An 18,132-nucleotide genomic window follows, 5' to 3' on the forward strand; every position below is an offset into this window, starting at 1 on the left:
AGCCTCTGCCTCCTTAAGCACGGTGATGATTTGGCTGTCCGAAAATCTCGATTTCTTCATTTTGTAGAACTCCCTCTATCCGAGAAAATTCTACTTCTGCACACCCCTATTTTCCGGGGGGATTACCATGCTCCACAACCGGTTCATAGCATTGTCGAACACCCTACTCGGAAGCCACCACGTAACCATGCGTAAAGATATCTATTGGCATTAGTAATCTGCCCTCAATCCAGATGCCTTTTAAAAGGCAATTCAGAATGGTGAGCCGCTTGTTCATTCTGTCTCGATTTTCAGTTACACACCTCAAGGCTTAAAAAAGAATGCCCCAGACAAAGCCGGGGCATTCTTTACTGCTGCCACACACTTACTCTTTCTAAGCATCTGTTCACGCTCTTACTAGTGCAGCTGGAATTAGGGCTTATGTGCTGCTCTGGCACCCCGCTTACAGCTACTCGCGACAGATCTTAAACGTGCTTCTAAGGCGTATACGACTCAGGCTACCTAGGCATCAACGCTTGGCTGTAATGCGACGGGTATTCAGACCGTCGCTGAATATCACTTCCCATTCGCCACCGCTTGGTACGCGACTGATATCTACCACGCCTTTTCCACCTTCGATATCCACCCCAACCAGGGTCTTTGCTCTACCTAAATGCACCAAGGTCAGATATCTGAAGCGGCTATCATCCCAAGTGAAACTCAACTTGCCGGCATTTTCATGCCACGTCAACTTCACCCCAGCCGCCTCATTGCTGGTGTACCTTGCTGCAGCACGTCCTACTATTTGTGGCAGCACCTTGCCTGCTTTAAGGATTTCAATACGATCTATTTCTGCAGAGGGTTTGACCAGCTTCACAGAGAAACGCGACCACGGTGTAGTGGAGTCTGCCACCTCAACCACATTGAACGACGTTACCAACTGGCTACCATCTTTTAAATACAATTTCAGTTCGTACTCGCCGATAGGGCGAGTAGGAATACCAAAACTGCTGCCCACCGGCTTAAGCTTCACACCATCTTTATCAATCCTGCCTGTAACTTCCAATAGTTCTACTTTAACCGAATATGCCTGCATCGCCGATGCAGAGGGGTAAAGCCAACTTTCTAAATGCGCCTGTACCTTGGCATAGCCGTAGTCAGAGAACCACTCTCCACCGCAGTAGCCCATGATGTCTTTTGCTTTATTAGGTTCAATTTGGGCTATCACACCGGCAACGTTGTCATAAATGATCGCATCACCCAGCCCCCCCTCAGAGTAAGGGAACTTCTTGTCCGGATCCGCAGCACCTCCACACGGTGCATGTGGACGCCCCATGTTGTGACCAAGCTCATGAACCATTGTTTTCAAATGGCCCGATGAGCGCGTATCCAGCCCAATAGATGCTCGCGAGCCACCCTCACCTGGGGAAGTCACCCAGCCCAGCCCTGCTGTACCACCCGGGAAATCTGCATCTGGCACCAAACCGTAGTAGTTCCTCTCGTTGCCTTCTGCTTCGCGCAGCGTAGTCAACTTGTCCAAAGTATTATCCCAATCAAACCCACCATTGATTAAGAATTCAGCACGCTGATCAACGGAAATATTGGTCTCGGCGATTGGGAGTACCTTACCCAGCAATGTACGGACTGTTGCCAAGTCCGGTACCAATCCCGTCAGATTCCGCTCTTCCACTTTAAGCGGTACCAGTGTCAAAGTAAGATTGGTTGGACGGCCAACTACAGGGCGTGCTGTTTCACTTGCACCTGTTGTCGTCTTTTTAAGCGGATCAACTGCTACTTCCAAACTCAAATCTTCCTGTATCCAGCTGGCAGGCAGCTTGGTCGTGAATGTCTGATCCAAAGCACTAGCCTGCGGTACGGCCATCAATTTGCTTGGGCCTGTTAGTTGAATGAAACCCAACACTTTGCCATTTGCTTTACCTGTGACCTGAACCTCAGGACTGGCCGTTCCATCGCGGCCGGCAACAAATACCCGCAGCAACGCTTGCTTCCCAGGCACAAGTCGTTGATACCCCTCACCAGGGGCCTGCAAATAGGTTTGGCCGACTTCTACGCGGGCAATCGCAACAACAGGCTTACCTGCAGCAGATGCATTGACATCAGTCACCACACCTGCAATGACATCGGCGACACCGCTGCCCTGAAGCACAACCTCCCCTCCCCCGGCCGGCAGTGCGAAAGTCAGCGAGCCCTGTTCCCTGGATGCGATGCTGACCGCCACTTTATTGACCGTCACCGTTGCGACACGATCCAGATTTCTGCCCTTAACCGTAACGATTTGACCGGGCTGACCGGCTCTGGGCACCATGTCTTTCGCCGCTATGGTTTGCAATACCGTGAAACTCTGGCTGTTGTCACTGATTCTTCCGTTTTTCTCTCTCAACGTTAATTCAGCGCTTACCGCATCCACAGGAACAGTGACTCGTAATTTCTGGCTATTAACTACCTCCGGCTTTGCCAAGGCGGATACTTTATCGGTATGAAAAGAGATATCTTGTATCCCGTCGAGTCCCTCGCCTTCGATTTCAATCACACTGCCAATTTGGCCCTGCGCTGGCGTAATGCGGGCTACAGATACAGGTGTTTCAACGGTAATAGGTTGCGGCAAAGTCAGCACCTGATTATTGCCATAGTGAAGCGTCAAACTACCTGATCTGGAATCTTTTTCAATGTAGACCTGTATCTCCGTATCCTTCTTGTTATAAGGATAGATACTTAGCTCTTTACCATTCAGTCGTACCTCTTTCACAAGGTCAAGGTTGGCACCAATCAGCTTCAGATAGCTACTGCTATAGATGACTCGGGGATTCAATCGAGTAACAGTCGGCTCTCCAGCCATCGCTACGGTCTGCGTTGATAAGACTGTTGCGCCAGCAGACTCCAGCTGCACCATCCCCGATTTTGCGTTGGCAGGCACCACCAAGGTCAGTTGGCTATCGGAGTCCTGAGTAACAGTAACCTCTACACCGCCCAGTAAAGCCCGCTTTACTGCCAACAGGCCGCTACCGGTAACCGTGATACGGTCACCTGCTTTTACGCCCAAGGGGGAGACACCAGTGATAGCCAAACTGGAAGCCGGCGGAACGGGTGTTGGCGTCGGTGTCGGTGTTTGTGATGGAGCGCTCCCGCCTCCCCCGCAAGCAGATAGACCAAACAGTAAGCAGATCAACAGTGTGCTGAGGGATTTCGATCGGGAGTTCATACTAATATCCGGTAATTTTATTAAGTTCGCCAGCTCAGCGAACGGCCGCGATATTAGCAAGATCTTCTGGTGTTGTGAAATATATTAATGACGTAGTCATCAACGGGAACTTATTTCATCGCATTGATAAAAAAGGATTTTTTTATAATTCGCCTCTGAAAATTCTTAACGAGTGATGCCATTGTCAATGAGAACGCCGACCCATTACAGTGCAAGACACTGATAAATGTGGATCTACAACCCACGCATCAAATCACGCTTGATGTCCTCGATATGTTCTAGACCTACAGAGATGCGTACCAAGCCTTCATGAATCCCAACAGTGGCCTTCAATTCCGGGCTAAGCCGGCCGTGCGTGGTGGTATAGGGATGTGTGATCGTCGACTTGACGTCACCCAAGTTCGCAGTACGGCTTAGCAGCTGCACACTGTCGATGAGTTTCCAGGCTGCATCCTTGCCGCCACGGAGTTCAAACGACACGACACCCCCACCGCCAGCCTGTTGGCGCTTGGCCAGTTCATGCTGAGGATGGGAAGGCAGACCGGGGTAATAGACTTTTTCCACAGCAGGCTGTTGTTCCAGCCACTGCGCCAACGCGAGCGCATTCTCACAATGGGCTCTCATGCGTAGCCCCAAGGTTTCCAGTCCCTTCGTCAACACCCATGCGTTGAAGGCTGAGAGCGTGGGCCCAGCTGTACGTAAAAACTGATATACAGGTTCAATCAACGCTTTACTGCCGACTACAGCGCCGCCCAGCACCCGCCCCTGCCCATCGATATATTTGGTCGCAGAGTGGATTACCAGATCCGCCCCATGCTTAAGCGGCTGTTGCAGCACTGGCGAACAAAAGCAATTGTCCACAACCATCAATGCACCATGCTGATGTGCAATAGTAGCGATACTTGCGATATCTGCGATTTCAGTCAGTGGGTTCGAGGGGGTTTCAAGATAAAACATCCGTGTCTCAGACCGGACTGCACTATTCCATGCGGCAGGATCCGTCGCATCGACATAACTGGCACTCACCCCGAACTTACCCAGCCAGTTATTGAATAACTGAATAGTAGCGCCAAACATGCCGTTTGATGCCAGGATATGGTCACCTGCTTTCAAATGCCCCATACATAAGGCCAGGATGGCTGACATGCCACTCGCTGTCGCAACCGCTGTCTCGGCACCCTCCATTGCCGCCAAACGTTCCTGAAACTGATTAACTGTCGGGTTAGTGAAGCGCGAATAGATATACCCAGGCTCGGCTCCCGTAAAGCGGGCCGCTGCTTGGGCAGCATTGTCCGCTACAAAGCTCGACGTCATATACAACGCTTCGGCATGCTCGCCAAACTGGCTGCGCTCCTGGCCCGCACGTATGGCCAGGGTTTCTAGGTGGTAGTCGAATTCATCATGCATATGGCGGGACCCGATTTGGTATTAGAACCTGCTTACGATCTTTCGACGCAGCCGTGATCAGACCGGTTTTCGCCTAGCACACAAGCCTCGAACAGATTCTTGGAATGAACGCGAAGTAGAATGAAACAAAACGGCAGAAGGGGGCTACATCGAAATAGACAACTACCTCTTGCCCGGCTTATCACAACGCAGACTGAGCTGCGGGCCATTGCCGATATATACAGCCGTACACTTCTTGACGCCTTGCGGCAATGCCTGCACCAGACGAATGTCGCTATGACCATATAGGCACGCGGCATAGAACTGTTGGTTTGGCTCCTTACTCAGGTCCCAAGAGTAGCGATGTTTGGCTCGGTCTCCATCACCGTATCCACCTAACGGCGGGAGATCATCCGCATTTGCCTCACTAGGCACGCCCGCATAGAGCTCCACTCGGTCTACCGGAATCTTGGCGACCGTTTCCTGCGATGAAGGATCGCCAGTCTGCCCTGAAGGGGCTCTGGACCAGCTGCTCCAACCCTGCGGAAGGGAGTCAACCCGTTGCTTGATACTCAAACTACTTGGGCAATTCAGCTCAAACGCCAAGGCCGGGCTCATTGCTGTCAACACCATTAAAAGAAATGCAAACTTGCGCATACAAACACTTTCCTGTGAATTCAACGATTCTGTTACATCAAGAAGCAGCAAAGATTATCCAAACATCCCTCCTCCTTTTGAGAGCAAGGTTCTCCTACTGCCTAGAAATAATGACAGCCCCTCAGCCTATCGCCACCCTTATTCCAAACAGAATAAACACCACTCCGAGAAGGCGGTTTACCCAGACTACGTAGTGTGGCGCCTCATCAAGATGACGAATCACAAAACCAGCCCCGGCAATCAATACAGCCTGGTAAACACAATTAAGCGAGATAAACACGACACCCAGTACAACAAATGTCCAGGGGCTCGCGTCAGCTGCAACAAATTGCGGGAAGAACGCCATGAAGAAGACGATAGCCTTTGGGTTGAGCAAGGTAACCAACAAACTACGGCGATAGGCGTCCCCTTCCGCGGGCTGACTTATAGCGAGGCTCTGTTCCCGGGATAGCAGGCTATTTAAACCCAACCATACCAGATAAGCCCCTCCCACATACTTGAGAATACTGAATGCCATAGGGTTGGCAGCCGGTAGCGCTGCGGCACCAATTGCAGCAGCAGTCATCAGAATGGCATCCCCCGTACTGGTTCCCGCCAATGCGGCAAAACCTGCTCGACGCGATGCGGTGGCCGAACCGAGAATGGCCAAAGTTCCCGGTCCCGGGGAAAAAATCAACAGGGTGGAGGCAAGCAAAAACGCGGGGAAGTCATTGATACCAATTATCATGGACTTGTAAATACCTTCAGACACGCCACTTCACAGTTGCTTCCAAGAGTATCCAATAACCCTAGCCGTACAGTAAGCACAGACAAAGTACACATCCCTTTCTCGCTTAATGCCAGAAAGGCGGAGAACAAAAAAACAGGGCGGCATTAGCCGCCCTGTCCTTATTCAAACCAACACAATTCAAGGGTGCATTGCTGGGATACGATCCCCCAACTGCCGGCGCATAAACTCATGAAAGTGAAGCATGCCATCTTCCATTGGGCTTTGGTAAGGACCAAACTCGTTGCGCCCTTCCTTGTACAGGCGCTCCCGTCCTTCTTCCATCCGGCGGATGATTTCCATATCCTCGACGGCCGTCTCTTGATAGGCCTTCTGTTCTGCCTTCATAAAATCCGGCTCGAACAGCACCACCTCCTCCGGGTAATAGAACTCGACAATGTTCTTGTACTTACGCGGCCCATCCGGTAGCAACGTCGAAATCACCAAGGTATGCGGATACCACTCAACCATCACATTCGGGTAATAGGTCAACCAGATTGCACCGTGCTTTGGCACCACACCACGATTGAATGCCAATACCTGCTTGTGCCATTCGGCGTAAGACCGGGAACCCGCGCGGGCCAGTTCGTTATGGATACCTACCGTCTGCACAGAGTACCAATCGGCAAACTCCCACTTCAGATCATCACACTCCACAAAACGGCCCAAACCCGGGTGGAAAGGATCGACGTGATAATCCTCAAGGTAGACCTCAATAAAAGTCTTCCAGTTGCCGGTGTAGTTATCCACCTGTACATCCGCCAGCATGTAATTGCTGAAGTCCAGCTCAGGAGCAACGCCCAGGTCTTTTAAATCCGCCTCAACATCTCGGCCGCCTGTACCCAGCTCGAATAACATACCGTTCCAGCGCTGTAGCTCAGTCCGAGGCAGATTCAAGCAAGGCTTCTCAGGGAAATGCGGTGCACCAAGCAGGGTTCCCTGGCCGTCATAGGTCCAGCGGTGCAAGGGACAAACGATGTGATTGTTGTTGCCGCGGCCGTCCAACATCAGGGCCTGGCGATGCCGACAGATATTCGACAATAACTGTACGCCACCTTCGGTACGCTTAAGCATACGACCACGGTCGTACATCTCCAGCACCTGATAGTCCCCCACATTGGGCACCATCAACTCATGGCCGACGTATTTCGGGCCATGGGCAAACAGTTGTTCCTGTTCCAGCTTATAAAAGTCTTCGTCGAAGTAGACAGAGACTGGTAGTTGCGCATTAGCAGCGCGAAGCAGATTGCGAGATTCCAAGTTGGACATATCCCACACCCCCAAGTAGTCAGGGTGAGGCGCAATCCATCAGAGCCAGACAAGCTATCACAGCCTGCTGTCTCCTAGACCGGCGCCCCAACACCCGAAGGTCTAAGAACGTCTTGCCTTGATGGATTACGAGTCGGCCAAGCTTTGCGCTCGACCGGAGAGGGGCCAATGACCCGCCTCCCTAGCCTCATGGCCCTTTGGGGCAAGCACCAGGCGCGTTTTTCAACGCCCTAATACCCGCGCCGGGCGAGGTGCCTCAGCGCTAAACAAATAATGATGAATTTTGGCTCAATTCAACGTTGCAATCAAGCCATCAATCGTGAATTCATCTCTAAAATCACCTTAATAAATAAGGAGATAGCGATAATTATCAGCCAGCAAAGACAACCCGACAATGCGGGCTGTCTTTATTGGCAACTGAAACTCAACAAGCGGGCTTATTTTTCGACAAAAGCGCGTTCGATAACGTAGTCGCCTGGTACACCAATACGCGGCGAAACATGGAATCCTCGCGAGTCTAATAGTGCACAGGTGTCTTTCAACATGCTGGGACTACCGCAAAGCATGGCACGGTCGGTTTCCGGGTTCAATGGGGGTAAGCCGATATCCGCGCACAGTTTGTCGCTCTCGATCAGATCCGTCAAACGGCCCTGATTGCGGAACTCCTCACGCGTAACACTCGGGTAGTAAATCAATTTTTCACGGATCACATCGCCAAAAAACTCATTCTTGGGCAACGCTTCCTGGATGTAATCAGCATAAGCCAGTTCACTGACCGTACGCACACCATGAAACAGAATGACCTTTTCAAAGTTTTCGTAGGTCTCAGGGTCCTTGATGATCGACATAAAAGGGGCAAGACCTGTACCTGTACCGAAAAGAAACAGGTTCTTACCTGGCTTCAGGTCGTGAATAACCAAGGTGCCCGTAGGTTTACGGCTGACCAATAGCTCATCCCCCACTTTGAGGTGTTGCAGACGGCTGGTCAGCGGACCATTTGGCACCTTGATGCTGAAAAACTCGAGATGTTCTTCGTAATTGGCGCTGGCGATCGAGTAGGCGCGCATCAAGGGGCGCTCATTCACCTGCAGGCCAATCATCACGAAGTGCCCATTCTCAAAACGCAACCCCGGATCACGCGTGGTTGTAAAACTGAAGAGGGTGTCGTTCCAATGATGAACGCTCAGAATGCGTTCGGTGGCAATCGTGGACATGAGTGGTAAATGAGAACAGCTGTTATCGTCAGAGAGCGATTCTAACAAACTATGCGCCCTGCCCTCCACCTATTCGGGCATTTACATCGCTCAATTTGGCATATCGCCGTCTGTTTCCAGAAAAACTAAATACGCATATTCAGTTCAGCAAGTCGGACAGAGTAGCACTACATTCTAAGATGGAAGCTTGCCACCACAGGACGAGCCACCGGTAATCAAGTTGATACAGAGGGGACACAATATGTCACCGAGGCATCTGCCATGTCACCCATGGTTCATCGCGTTGACCGTGCCAATACAAGCTGTAAGTCGAAGCAGCCTATCGTCAAACAGGCAGATTGGCCGTTCTGTCTGTCCGCAGCAGGCTTCAGTCTTGAGCACCCGCTAATCAAAAGGCTGGCTTCGGTATGGCGCGTTCCAAACAACTTCTTGCGGCAATCATCGTCAGCCTGACACTGGTCTACGTCGCCATTGGCACTGTGCAATACCGTCAGTTCCAAAGCCTCGACCAAGTCATGCAAAAAGCCGATGACAACGCGTTATGGACCTATCAGCAGCTCAACGTCGAGTACAACCGGTTTGACCATGCTGTAAATCAGCGCCGGTTCGATCCGGCCAGCATGCCGCTTAGCGAATTACAGCTACGTTACGATGTCTTCGTCAATCAGGTCGATGCGATCAAGTCGGGCTCCGCCCAGGCGCTGATGCGGGACGAACCGATCTATGCCGACGCTCGCCAGTCACTCATCGAATTGGTTGGAGAGGTCGATCATTACCTGGGGGTCAAACCTGATCGCAAAGTCACTTCCGACACCCTATATGGCGTTCGGCAGAAAATGCTCGATCGTGCCACCGTCATCCGCGAACTAGTGCTGACCGCGCTGCGGGTTTCGAACAATATCGTACGCGCCCGCACCGAGGAGGTCCGCAAACAGATGTTGCAGACCGCTTCGCTGACCCTATTCCAATGCCTTTTGACACTGGCTTTTGGGATTGCTATCGTCCGCCAGGCCAAGCGGCGCGCCATCGCCCAGGCAGAAATGCTGGAGTCACTGCGCCGGACCGAGGAGGAACTCGAAACCCGCGTCTCCCAGCGTACGCTGGAGCTGCAGCATGTAAACCTGATGGGTGACAAGGCGCTTGAACTGACACGATCAGGCTACTGGCACGTACCGCTGAACGATCCAGGCTGGCTGCATCTTTCACCACGAGCCGCAGCCTTGTATGGCCATAACCCCACCAAGAACGACTACCGGTGCAAACTGGAAGGCCAGTGGTTCGCAGACATGCATGCAGCCGATGCACCCGCTGCCGTCCAGGCCCGCGACCAACTACTTGCGGCACTGGCAGGGAAAATCCCTAACTATGAAGCAACCTATGCCTACCGCCGGCCGATTGATGGCAGGATCATCTGGATCCATAGCGCCGGTTTTATTGTGCGGGATGCCTTAGGACTACCAATCGATGTCTATGGTGTATCGCAGGATATTACCGAGCAATTGATGGCGCAAAGAGCGCTGGATAACCAACTGGGTTTTCAGAAAGCGCTTTTCAATACCATCCCCTACCCGATCTTCTACAAGGACGTTAATAACCGCTTCCTCGGGTTCAACCACGCCTATGCAGAAACCTTCCAGGTCGATACATCTGCACTGATAGGCAAACGCGTCACCGATGTTGACTACCTGCCCGAAGCGGACCGCCAGCACTACCACCAGGAAAGCGAAGAAGTCATCGCCACCGCTGGCACCATCCAGCGAGAAGCGCTGTTCCCCTTTGGCGACGGTACCAGCCATCACGTTCTGTATGGTGTCTCTGGCTTTCGCAAGGCCGATGGCACACCAGGCGGCTTGATCGGCACGATCATCGATATCAGCCCCCAGAAGGCAGCTGAACGCGCCATGGCGGATGCCAAGGAGCTAGCCGAGGAAGCAACGCGGATGAAATCAGACTTCCTGGCCAATATGAGCCATGAAATCCGCACACCAATGAACGCCATCATCGGCATGTCACATCTGGTGCTGACCAGCGAACTCAACCCCAAACAGCGCGATTACGTCGAAAAGATCCAGCGCTCGGGCCAGCATCTATTGGGGCTCATCAACGACATCCTCGACTTCTCCAAGATCGAGGCAGGCAAGCTGACTGTCGAACAGATCGAGTTCTCGCTCGCCGCCATGCTCGACAATGTCGCCAACCTGATTGGTGAAAAATGTACCAGCAAAGGTCTGGAGCTTATTTTCGACGTGGATGTCGACCTGCCCGACAAACTGCTTGGCGACCCCTTACGGTTGGGACAGATCCTCATCAACTACGCCAACAATGCCGTCAAGTTCACCGAAACCGGTGAAATCATCGTACGAGCCCGACTGCAATCTCGTCAGATCAATGAGATCCATGTGCGCTTCGAAGTGCAGGATACCGGCATCGGGCTGACTGCGGAGCAGCAGGCGAGGCTTTTCCAATCCTTCCAGCAAGCGGACAGCTCAACCAGCCGCAAATACGGCGGCACCGGGCTTGGTTTGGCCATATCGAAGAAACTGGCTGAACTGATGGGTGGAGAAGTCGGTGTGGATAGCAACGTCGGCCATGGCAGCTGTTTCTGGTTCACTGCGAAACTCAACATTTCTGCAGAGCAAGGCATGTCGCTGATTCCAGAGGCCGATATGCGCGGCCGCAAGGCACTAGTGGTCGACGATAATCCACAGGCCCGGCTGATTCTTGCCCATATGCTGCGGCATATGAGCTTTATCGTCAGCGAAGCCGAGTCCGGTGAACAAGCATTGGAATTGGCAGCCGAAGCCAATGCAGCAGGCAAACCTTTCGAAATTGCCTTCCTCGATTGGAAAATGCCCGGCATGACTGGGCTGGAAACCTATCAGCGCATGGCCCAGCAGCCCAACCCGCCCTACCCGGTCATTGTTACCGCTCATGGAAAAGATGAGGTTTCCCGCGAAGCGGAGCAAGCAGGAATCACAACGCTACTGGTCAAGCCAATTAATCATTCGCTGCTGTTCGACGCCGCCACACGTGCATTGGGCCATGCACCGCTAGCGGAAAATACACCACGGCGTACCGGCCGGATCAGCAGTACCGACCTGGGTAAAATCAGAAACGCCCGCATACTGCTGGTTGACGACAACGACCTAAATCAGCAAGTAGGGCGGGACCTGCTCGAAGCAGCTGGCCTTGTCGTCGAAGTGGCAGAGCATGGCAAAGCTGCACTAGACGCGTTGGCAGATGCCCGCTTCGATCTCGTGCTAATGGACATGCAGATGCCGGTGATGGATGGCATCACCGCCACACGCTTGATCCGTACCCAGACCGAGCTGGACACCATGCCGGTCATCGCCATGACAGCCAACGCCATGAGCAGCGACCGGGAACTCTGCATAGAAGCAGGCATGAACGACTATATCGCCAAACCCATCGACCCTGACGAGCTATTCAGCACATTGCTGCACTGGATACCGCCGAAGCTGAATGCGGAACCTGTCGAGACCAGTGCACCAACACCATTAGTCAATGCAGCGCCCGTACCAGCAGGGTCTGATCCCCTGACGGCTATCGCAGGCCTGGACGTGGCAGCAGGTATGCGGCGCGTACTGAACAAGCGTTCGGCTTATGAAAATATGCTGCGAAAGTTCATCACCGGCCAGGCCGATGCAGTCACGCAATGCCGTACCTTGCTGATCGATGGTCAGCGCGAGGATGCCCGTCGCGCCATCCATACCTTGAAAGGTACAGCCGGCACAATCGGCGCGACAGCGCTATTCGAGCAGGCGAACGACGTTGAGCTGGCGCTGCAAGGCGAAAGCAATGAATTCGAGATTCTTTCGCTATTGCCCAACCTGGCAAAAAACACGGCAATACTGATCGATGCCCTAAAAGCGGCATTGCCCGACGAGCAATGCACAACAACGCTCACCGAAGTGGACTGGCCAGCTGCCCGCGATTTGCTAAGCCGCCTGGAAGTACTACTGGCAGAAGATGACGCTGAAGCTACCGAGGTATTTGAATCTGCTACGCCCCTATTGAAAACCGCGCTGGGTGACTACTACCCTGAAGTAGCGCGTGCACTGAACGGCTTTATGTTTAACGAAGCACTCAGCAAGTTACGCGAAGCGCGTCAACACATCGCAGGCCTTGAGCAAGCTTAAGGAAAAGCCATGAGTAATGTCCTGGACCCTACTGAAAAGCGCATCATCCTGGTTGTCGATGACACACCCGACAACCTGACCTTGATGAGCGGCATGCTGCGTAATGACTACAAGGTCAAACTCGCGCCCAATGGCGAACGCGCCCTGCAGATTGCCTTGGGCGAAGGCCAGCCGGAGTTGATACTGCTGGACATCATGATGCCGGATATGGACGGCTATGCGGTATTACGCAAACTGAAGCAGGATGAACGCACTCGCGATATTCCGGTGATTTTCCTGACTGCCATGAGTGCGGCGGAAGATGAAAAGATCGGCCTGGATCTCGGTGCAGTCGATTACATCACCAAGCCGGTCAACCCCGCCATCGTCCAGGCCAGGGTGCGTACCCACCTGCAGCTGAAGACTGCACGCGACTTCCTCAAAGACCAGAATGCCTTCCTGGAAGGTGAAGTCGCCAAGCGTACTCGCGAAGTCGTGGCGATTCAGGAAGTCACCATACGCACCATGGCATCGCTGGCCGAAACCCGGGACAACGAAACGGGCAACCATATTCGCCGTACCCAGCATTACGTACGCGTGCTGGCCGAAGCACTGTGCAGCAATCCATACTATGCCAGCATATTGGACGCCCGCACCATCGAGTCCATGTTCAAGTCCGCTCCCTTGCACGATATCGGCAAGGTCGGAATTCCCGATCGCATCCTGCTCAAACGCGGCAAACTCGAACCGGAAGAGTTTGAGGTTATGAAAACCCACACCACCCTGGGGCGGGATACGATCATCCATTCCGAACAGGAGCTGGGTTTTGAAATCGATTTTCTGCGCTACGCCAAAGAGATCGCTTATTCGCACCAGGAAAAGTGGGACGGATCGGGCTATCCGGAAGGGCTGGCTGGTGAATCCATCCCTTTATCCGCCCGGCTGATGGCGGTTGCTGATGTTTACGATGCCCTGATTTCCCGGCGGGTCTACAAACCTGCCTTCAGTCACGAGGATGCCGTCAGTTACATACGCGATGGCAGTGGCAAGCACTTCGACCCAGCTATCGTCGTGGCGTTTCTTACTGTTACCAATACCTTCCGGGAAATTGCCACTAACTACGCCGACCCAGAGCCTGCAGATGAGTAGCTGTACTGCCGCTAGCCAATAGACGTAAAAAAGGCGAGAAATCATCTCGCCCTTGTCGAATTGCCTTTTGCAAGGCTTGCCGGGCATCCCGGCGTTTTACCTTCTCGGTCTTCTCATGTGCCTCCCCTTGGCGCCGGCATGCCGCCACCGCCACGGGGTTGCGTGGCTTGGGCAAAGTGACGGTGATCTTGACTTTCTTCATGTTCATCTTCCTATCGCTTGTTAGTAAAAAGCGCTTCCGGGCGCGATTATGGCGCCAGGAAAAGCTTTTACTTAAGTGGACTATCCCTTGATACACATCACCTGCTTCAAGGTATGCACCACTTCGACCAGATCGGTCTGATGCGCCATCACTGCATCAATGTCTTTGTAGGCCGCGGGGATTTCATCCACCACACCACCATCTTTACGGCACTCTACACCTGCTGTCTGCTCACGCAGATCAAACTGGTCAAAGCGTCGCTTGGCTTCGCTGCGGCTCATACGCCGCCCGGCTCCGTGTGAGCAGGAACAGAACGACTCAGGATTACCCAGACCGCGCACGATAAAGCTCTTCGCCCCCATCGATCCCGGAATAATGCCCAGCTGACCCTCGTAAGCAGAAATAGCACCTTTGCGTGTAATGAACAGCTTCTCGCCAAAATGCGTCTCCTGCTCCACATAGTTGTGGTGGCAGTTGATCGCCTCATCCGTCAAGCGGAATGACGGCAGATGTGGCTGCAGTGCCTCGACAACCAAACGCATCATTTCGCGGCGGTTGGTCATTGCATAGTCCTGCGCCCAGTCCACGGCATCCACGTAGTCGTCAAACAAAGTAGAGCCTTGGCTGAAGTAGGCCAGATCGCGATCAGGCAGATTTTGCTGATGACGACGCATGTCTTTCTTGGCGGCCTCAATGAAGTAGCGGCCAATCACATTGCCTGCGCCTCGGCTACCCGAATGCAGCATGATCCAGACACGCTGATCCTGATCCAGGCAAAGCTCAATGAAATGGTTACCACCACCAAGCGTACCAAGCTGGCAAATCCAGGTTCGGGCAAACTGCCGTTGCATCTTCATGAGCCCCGGATGCTTGCCGACCAGACGATCAAGCCGGTCATCCAGCGGCCGGGCTGCACGCTGATACTTGGAGCCACGCACCTTGTCCCATTCGTGCTGGGCAAAGCCAACCGGCACGCTGGCTTCCACGGTGGAACGGATACGCGCCAGGCTATCGGGCAGATCGCTTGCAGTCAACGAAGTGCGCACCGCATTCATGCCGCACCCAATATCCACCCCCACTGCAGCAGGAATAATGGCGTTCTTGGTCGGAATAACCGAACCAACGGTGGCGCCAATACCAAAATGCACATCAGGCATGGCGGCGATATGGCCGTGCACTATCGGTAGCGCGGCGACGTTCTTGAGTTGTTGAATGGCATCTGGCTCGATATCGTCGGTCCAGAGCTTCACCGGCACTTTGTCGCCGGCGAGGGTTTTAAAAACTGGCATAAGGTCTAACTTCCCTACAATCCCATGCCAGCCGGGTTGGTTATGGCTGAGCACGGGAATGAAAAAGCCCCGGTCATGGCCGGGGCTTTTTGGGCGACCGGCGCAAGGGGCATCAGACCCCTCACGCCAATGGCGGGAATGGGGTCAGCGCGTTGTAGCTGGAGATACGAGGTAGGACATTTGGGTCTCCTTCTGAGGCTGAAAGATTAATCGGAGCGGCATTCTTCTACGGCATCGCATCGCAAGTCAAGCCCCACCGTGCAATTGGCAAGGTGGGCAGAATAACTCACCGAAAGTACGGCAATGGTTGCACAACGGTACAAAAGCTGATTATGCTAATTACGCGAGTTTCGTGGTATCTCGCTTCGTTGGTGCGAATGCCGGCGCGAAGCCCCGATACCGCCATTGCATCCATTCGACTCAGCCTCTCATAGAGCCTTACCTGAAATGAACACACTCGCTTAATCGCCCTGAATGGGCAACTCGTCCGTATTTGCCCCCTCATCCGAAGTGAGTATGTTCATGCCTATGATTCAACTGCAGGGCCTTTGCCTTGCTTTTCCCCATAAGACCTGTTTTTCCGGATTCAGCACCACTATCGAGTGGGGCCAACGCATTGCTATTGTCGGCGCCAACGGCAGCGGCAAATCGTCGCTGCTCAAGATCCTGAACGGCAGCCTTACTCCCAGTGAGGGAACCCTCTGTAAAGCCCCTAGCCTTGGCATAGGATATGTCGCCCAGGTACTGGATAACGCCAGCACGCTTAGCGGCGGCCAACGCGTCAACCAGGCACTGAGTCAGGCACTGGTGCAAGCATCCGATTTATTGCTGCTGGACGAACCCACCAACCACCTGGATGCAGACAATCGCCGCTCCCTATCCCGTATGCTGCAAGGCTTTTACGGAAGTATTGTGCTGGTGACACATGATGAAGCCTTGATGAACCAGGTTTGTGACAGCATCTGGCACATTGGCGAAGGGTGTATCGATGTTTTTTCCGGCCGCTATACCGATTTCCTGGCGGAACAGGCACGCCAAAGGGATGCATTGGAAAAGCAGCTGGCGGCTGTCAGACGCGCTAAGCAAGCAGCTCATGACGCATTGATGCAGGAACAGGAGCGCGCCAGCCATGCACGCCAGCGCGGCGCCAAAAGTATTCGTGAACGCAAATGGCCTACAGTGAGATCCCCCACAAAGCTCAGACGGGGCAGCACTACGGCCGTTAACAAGCAAGCTGAAATCAAAGCGCAGCAGCGCGATCTGATAGCACAGCTTGACCAGTTACGGCCCACCGGCATCATTTTGCCTCGCTTTCATCTCTCCACCGCTGCAAAACCTCGACAAACCGTGCTGCAAATCACCCATGGAGCTGTGGGATACGATAGACCCTTGCTTCAATCTATCCATATACATCTGGTGCATGGCGAGCGCTTGGCGCTCCAGGGGAGAAATGGCAGCGGCAAATCCACCTTGGCGCGTGCGATTCTGGGCGACCCCAGCCTCATTCACAGTGGTACTTGGATAACCCCACCCGCCAGCGATATCGGTTATCTGGACCAGCACTACGCCAACCTTATCCCCGGTCACACAGTGCTTCAGGCCCTGATGAGCGTGGTACCGGATTGGTCTCTGCAGGCGCTACGCCGCCACCTCAGCGATTTTCTGTTTCGCCAGGATGAGGTTGTGCAGACCACGGTTTCCGCGCTTTCCGGCGGCGAAAAAGCGCGCCTGTCACTCGCTTGCATTGCCGCCAAGACCCCGCAATTACTGATACTGGACGAGCTCACCAATAATCTGGACATCCACATGCGGCGGCACATGATAGAGATCCTGCGTAACTATCCAGGCGCATTGCTCCTGATTTCGCATGACGAAGACTTTTTGCAGCAGATTGGCGTTACACAGCATTACTCGCTGTCAAACCTGCTACCAGATGATCTATCCAAACCCGCAGCTTGGCCGGCAGGAAACGATTGGATGGATACAGCAACCAGGCCACACCAGAATAGTCGGTGAGGTGTACCCATTCATTCAACACAGTAACCAACTCGCCGGAACGCAACGCCCCACGTGCAGTGAATTCCGGCAGGCTGGCTATCCCCAAGTAATTCAACGCGCCTTCCAGCCTCACCTCGCTATGGTTGGCCACATATCGCCCCCGAACGTTGACTCTCACTTCCTCTGCGCCCCGGCGGAAACGCCAGTGTCTGTCACGTTCATCTTCACCCAGGTACAGACAACTGTGATCGGCCAATTCACGCGGATGAGCAGGGTTTCCATGCTCTGCAAGGTACTGAGGGCTGGCGCAGATCAAATGATGCATGGGCATCAATGGGCGACCAGCCAAGCCTGGCGGAGGCGCATTGGTAATCCTGATGGCGAGATCGATATGCTCTTCGAAGAGATCGACCGTTCTATCCGTAACGATCAGCTGTACATCCACTTCAGGATACTGGCGTAGAAAAGCAGGCATCATCGGGTGGACAACAAGTCGCCCCAGAGCCTTAGGCATACTGACCCTGACCAGACCACGTGGTGTGGCACCGCTGTCGCTCAATGCCAATACTTCACGCGCAGCTGCCACCATGGTCTGGCAACGTGCATAAGCCAATGTGCCGGCTTCAGTCAACCGTAGTTTGCGGGTTGTGCGCTCCAGCAGGCGTACCTGCAGCACACTCTCCAAACGCGCCACCTGGCGGCTGACAGCCGATGGGGTAATACCAAGCTGGCGTGCCGCAACCGAGAAACTCCCGGCTTCCACCACACGGGCAAATACCGCCATATCGGGCAGACTGTCGAGCTGTCGATTAATGCTCATGGCGCACAAGTGTTATTCCAGATCACCTGAATATCATGCAATTT

The 18,132-nt window shown here is 53.5% G+C and carries 12 protein-coding genes; 3 read left to right on the forward strand and 9 right to left on the reverse strand.

Annotated elements, in window-relative coordinates; all coding sequences use genetic code 11:
- Positions 1-508: 508 nt before the first annotated feature.
- The 6 genes from ACUHMQ_RS12220 to ACUHMQ_RS12245 all read right to left on the reverse strand — a co-directional run bounded on the left by ACUHMQ_RS12220 (position 509) and on the right by ACUHMQ_RS12245 (position 8,491).
- Positions 509-3,199 (reverse strand): IPT/TIG domain-containing protein, encoded by a 2,691-nt coding sequence (locus ACUHMQ_RS12220; RefSeq protein ID WP_445295739.1) that lies wholly within the window; start codon positions 3,197-3,199, stop codon positions 509-511.
- 234 nt (positions 3,200-3,433) lie between these two features.
- Positions 3,434-4,606 (reverse strand): O-succinylhomoserine sulfhydrylase, encoded by a 1,173-nt coding sequence (locus ACUHMQ_RS12225; protein WP_445295740.1) that lies wholly within the window; start codon positions 4,604-4,606, stop codon positions 3,434-3,436.
- 162 nt (positions 4,607-4,768) lie between these two features.
- Entirely contained in the window at positions 4,769-5,242 is a 474-nt protein-coding gene (locus tag ACUHMQ_RS12230) for an STY0301 family protein (RefSeq protein WP_445295741.1), read from the reverse strand.
- A 121-nt stretch (positions 5,243-5,363) separates the two neighbouring features.
- Positions 5,364-5,969, reverse strand: coding sequence for a LysE family translocator (locus ACUHMQ_RS12235; RefSeq protein WP_445295742.1), 606 nt, complete (start codon positions 5,967-5,969; stop codon positions 5,364-5,366).
- A gap of 180 nt (positions 5,970-6,149) precedes the next feature.
- A complete protein-coding gene (locus ACUHMQ_RS12240) occupies positions 6,150-7,277 on the reverse strand; it encodes an aromatic ring-hydroxylating oxygenase subunit alpha (RefSeq protein WP_445295743.1) in 1,128 nt (375 codons plus the stop codon).
- A gap of 437 nt (positions 7,278-7,714) precedes the next feature.
- Complete coding sequence (locus tag ACUHMQ_RS12245) at positions 7,715-8,491, reverse strand: ferredoxin--NADP reductase (protein WP_445295744.1); 777 nt, start codon at positions 8,489-8,491, stop codon at positions 7,715-7,717.
- A gap of 407 nt (positions 8,492-8,898) precedes the next feature.
- Between ACUHMQ_RS12245 and ACUHMQ_RS12250 the strand changes: the two genes are divergently transcribed.
- Both ACUHMQ_RS12250 and ACUHMQ_RS12255 read left to right on the forward strand, forming a co-directional pair.
- Positions 8,899-12,651 carry a PAS domain-containing hybrid sensor histidine kinase/response regulator gene (locus ACUHMQ_RS12250; RefSeq protein ID WP_445295745.1) on the forward strand — a complete coding sequence of 1,251 codons (3,753 nt, stop codon included), beginning with the start codon at positions 8,899-8,901 and terminating at the stop codon, positions 12,649-12,651.
- Between the two features lie 9 nt (positions 12,652-12,660).
- Positions 12,661-13,779 carry a response regulator gene (locus ACUHMQ_RS12255; RefSeq protein WP_445295746.1) on the forward strand — a complete coding sequence of 373 codons (1,119 nt, stop codon included), beginning with the start codon at positions 12,661-12,663 and terminating at the stop codon, positions 13,777-13,779.
- On the opposite strand, the gene ACUHMQ_RS12260 is transcribed toward ACUHMQ_RS12255, so the two are convergent.
- Together ACUHMQ_RS12260 and ACUHMQ_RS12265 are read right to left on the reverse strand one after the other, a co-directional pair.
- On the reverse strand, positions 13,745-13,981 hold the full coding sequence (locus tag ACUHMQ_RS12260) for a hypothetical protein (protein ID WP_445295747.1): 237 nt from the start codon (positions 13,979-13,981) through the stop codon (positions 13,745-13,747). The two genes, ACUHMQ_RS12255 and ACUHMQ_RS12260, sit on opposite strands and share 35 nt — an antisense overlap.
- Positions 13,982-14,061: 80 nt before the next feature.
- Complete coding sequence (locus tag ACUHMQ_RS12265; protein ID WP_445295748.1) at positions 14,062-15,270, reverse strand: RtcB family protein; 1,209 nt, start codon at positions 15,268-15,270, stop codon at positions 14,062-14,064.
- Positions 15,271-15,792: 522 nt separating this feature from the next.
- Here ACUHMQ_RS12265 and ACUHMQ_RS12270 point away from each other — a divergent pair.
- Positions 15,793-17,286, forward strand: a complete 1,494-nt coding sequence (locus ACUHMQ_RS12270; RefSeq protein ID WP_445295749.1) for an ABC-F family ATP-binding cassette domain-containing protein — start codon at positions 15,793-15,795, stop codon at positions 17,284-17,286.
- Here ACUHMQ_RS12270 and ACUHMQ_RS12275 read toward each other — a convergent pair.
- Positions 17,168-18,088, reverse strand: coding sequence for a LysR family transcriptional regulator (locus ACUHMQ_RS12275; protein WP_445295750.1), 921 nt, complete (start codon positions 18,086-18,088; stop codon positions 17,168-17,170). The genes ACUHMQ_RS12270 and ACUHMQ_RS12275 overlap by 119 nt on opposite strands.
- Positions 18,089-18,132 lie beyond the last annotated feature (44 nt).

The organism is Chitinimonas violaceus, from assembly GCF_052601015.1.

What these genes read in the sequence shown, in the direction of transcription:
- ACUHMQ_RS12220 (WP_445295739.1), bottom strand. Translation starts at nt 3,199, where the DNA reads ATGAACTCCCGATCGAAATCCCTCAGCACACTGTTGATCTGCTTACTG.
- ACUHMQ_RS12225 (WP_445295740.1), bottom strand. Translation starts at nt 4,606, where the DNA reads ATGCATGATGAATTCGACTACCACCTAGAAACCCTGGCCATACGTGCG.
- ACUHMQ_RS12230 (WP_445295741.1), bottom strand. Translation starts at nt 5,242, where the DNA reads ATGCGCAAGTTTGCATTTCTTTTAATGGTGTTGACAGCAATGAGCCCG.
- ACUHMQ_RS12235 (WP_445295742.1), bottom strand. Translation starts at nt 5,969, where the DNA reads ATGATAATTGGTATCAATGACTTCCCCGCGTTTTTGCTTGCCTCCACC.
- ACUHMQ_RS12240 (WP_445295743.1), bottom strand. Translation starts at nt 7,277, where the DNA reads ATGTCCAACTTGGAATCTCGCAATCTGCTTCGCGCTGCTAATGCGCAA.
- ACUHMQ_RS12245 (WP_445295744.1), bottom strand. Translation starts at nt 8,491, where the DNA reads ATGTCCACGATTGCCACCGAACGCATTCTGAGCGTTCATCATTGGAAC.
- ACUHMQ_RS12250 (WP_445295745.1), top strand. Translation starts at nt 8,899, where the DNA reads ATGGCGCGTTCCAAACAACTTCTTGCGGCAATCATCGTCAGCCTGACA.
- ACUHMQ_RS12255 (WP_445295746.1), top strand. Translation starts at nt 12,661, where the DNA reads ATGAGTAATGTCCTGGACCCTACTGAAAAGCGCATCATCCTGGTTGTC.
- ACUHMQ_RS12260 (WP_445295747.1), bottom strand. Translation starts at nt 13,981, where the DNA reads ATGAAGAAAGTCAAGATCACCGTCACTTTGCCCAAGCCACGCAACCCC.
- ACUHMQ_RS12265 (WP_445295748.1), bottom strand. Translation starts at nt 15,270, where the DNA reads ATGCCAGTTTTTAAAACCCTCGCCGGCGACAAAGTGCCGGTGAAGCTC.
- ACUHMQ_RS12270 (WP_445295749.1), top strand. Translation starts at nt 15,793, where the DNA reads ATGCCTATGATTCAACTGCAGGGCCTTTGCCTTGCTTTTCCCCATAAG.
- ACUHMQ_RS12275 (WP_445295750.1), bottom strand. Translation starts at nt 18,088, where the DNA reads ATGAGCATTAATCGACAGCTCGACAGTCTGCCCGATATGGCGGTATTT.